The following is a 1,864-nucleotide window of genomic DNA, read 5'->3' on the forward strand; positions in this document are numbered from 1 at the left end:
ACCTGAAGCTGGGCGACCGGGTCAACATCTCCGCGGCGAGCGTCGTCACGCGTTCGATCCTGCAGCCCGGAACCTACAGCGGCGTGTTCCCCATCGACGACAATGCGTCCTGGGAAAAGAACGCCGCGACCTTGCGCAACCTGCACGGCCTGCGCGAGCGTCTGCGTGCCCTTGAAAAGAAGATTGCATGACCATGGACACGATGGATATCCACCAGATCCTCAAGAAGCTGCCGCACCGCTATCCGATCCTGCTGGTCGATCGCGTGCTGGAGATGGAGAAGGGCGTGCGCATCAAGGCGCTGAAGAACGTCACGATCAACGAGCCGTTCTTCACCGGCCACTTCCCGCACCGCCCGGTGATGCCGGGCGTGCTGATGCTCGAAGCGCTGGCCCAGGCGGCGGCGCTGCTGTCGTTCGAGACGACCGGCGATACGCCGGACAGCGACACCGTCTACTACTTCGTCGGCATCGACGGTGCGCGTTTCAAGCGGCCGGTGGAGCCGGGCGACCAGCTGATCCTCGACGTGGCGGTCGACCGCGTGAAGGCCGGCATCTACAAGTACAAGGCGCGTGCATCGGTCGATGGCGAGCTGGCCGTCGAGGCCGAGCTGATGTGCACGATGCGCAAGGTCAGCTGATCCGGGGAGCGCAACGATGGCCACCATCCATCCCACCGCCGTGATCGCCCCGGGCGCCCAGCTGGGGGCCACGGTCAGCATCGGTCCCTACGCGGTGATCGGCGAGCATGTGCGCATCGACGAAGGCACCACGATCGGCCCGCATGCGGTGATCGACGGCCACACGACGATCGGGCGCGACAACCGGATCTTCCAGTTCGTGTCGCTCGGCGCGGTGCCGCAGGACAAGAAGTACGCCGGCGAGCCGACGCAGCTTCACATCGGCGACCGCAACACGATCCGCGAGTTCTGCACCTTCAACACCGGCACCTCGCAGGACGTCGGCATCACGCGCGTCGGCAACGACAACTGGATCATGGCCTACGTGCACCTGGCGCACGACGTGCAGCTGGGCAACCACACGGTGCTGGCCAACAACGCGACGCTGGCGGGCCATGTGCATGTCGGCGACTGGGTGACGATCGGCGGGCTGTCGGGCGTGCACCAGTTCGTGAAGATCGGCGCCTATGCGTTCGTCGGCTTCTCCAGCGCGATCTCGCAGGACGTGCCGCCGTACATGATGGTCGACGGCAACCCGCTCGCGGTGCGCGGCTTCAATGTCGAGGGCCTGCGGCGGCGCGGTTTCAGTGCCGAGCGCATTGCGGCGGTCAAGCAGATGCACCGCAGCCTGTACCGCAGCGGCCGCACGCTGCAGGAGGCGCGCGACGAGATCGCCGCGCTGGGCACGTCGGTGCCCGAGGCCGCGGCCGACGCTGCGATGATGACCGACTTCCTTGCCGGCGTGACCCGCGGCATCGCACGCTAGCCCCTGATGACGCATCCCGGCTCACCACGGCTGGCCCTGGTGGCCGGCGAAGCCTCCGGCGACCTGCTCGCCGGCCTGTTGCTGGGCGGCCTGAAGGCGCGCTGGCCCCTGATGCATGCGGCCGGCATCGGCGGGCCGAACATGGCCGCGCAGGGTTTCGAGGCCTGGTGGCCGCATGACAAGCTCGCGGTGCGCGGGTATGTCGAGGTGCTGCGCCACTACCGCGAGATCTCCGGCATCCGCGAGAAGCTGGCCCGCCGCCTGATGCACGAGCCGCCCGACGCCTTCATCGGCGTCGACGCGCCCGACTTCAACCTCGGGCTCGAGGCGCGGCTGAAGACGCTCGGCATCAAGAGCATCCATTTCGTCAGCCCGTCGATCTGGGCGTGGCGGGGCGATCGCATCGACAAGATCCGCGC

2 protein-coding genes and 2 pseudogenes are annotated in these 1,864 nt (G+C 67.6%); all 4 read left to right on the plus strand.

Annotated elements, in window-relative coordinates:
• Window positions 1-191 (plus strand): annotated as a pseudogene (locus AC1D01_RS32805) (UDP-3-O-(3-hydroxymyristoyl)glucosamine N-acyltransferase); the annotation flags it as partial.
• Between the two features lie 2 nt (window positions 192-193).
• Entirely contained in the window at window positions 194-640 is a 447-nt protein-coding gene (fabZ, locus tag AC1D01_RS32810) for a 3-hydroxyacyl-ACP dehydratase FabZ (RefSeq protein ID WP_465112380.1), read from the plus strand.
• 16 nt (window positions 641-656) lie between these two features.
• Window positions 657-1,445, plus strand: coding sequence for an acyl-ACP--UDP-N-acetylglucosamine O-acyltransferase (lpxA, locus tag AC1D01_RS32815; RefSeq protein ID WP_477873671.1), 789 nt, complete (start codon window positions 657-659; stop codon window positions 1,443-1,445).
• Window positions 1,446-1,451: 6 nt separating this feature from the next.
• Window positions 1,452-1,864: pseudogene (locus AC1D01_RS32820) on the plus strand (lipid-A-disaccharide synthase); the annotation flags it as partial.

It is taken from the genome of Rhizobacter sp. P3_B12, from assembly GCF_056402895.1.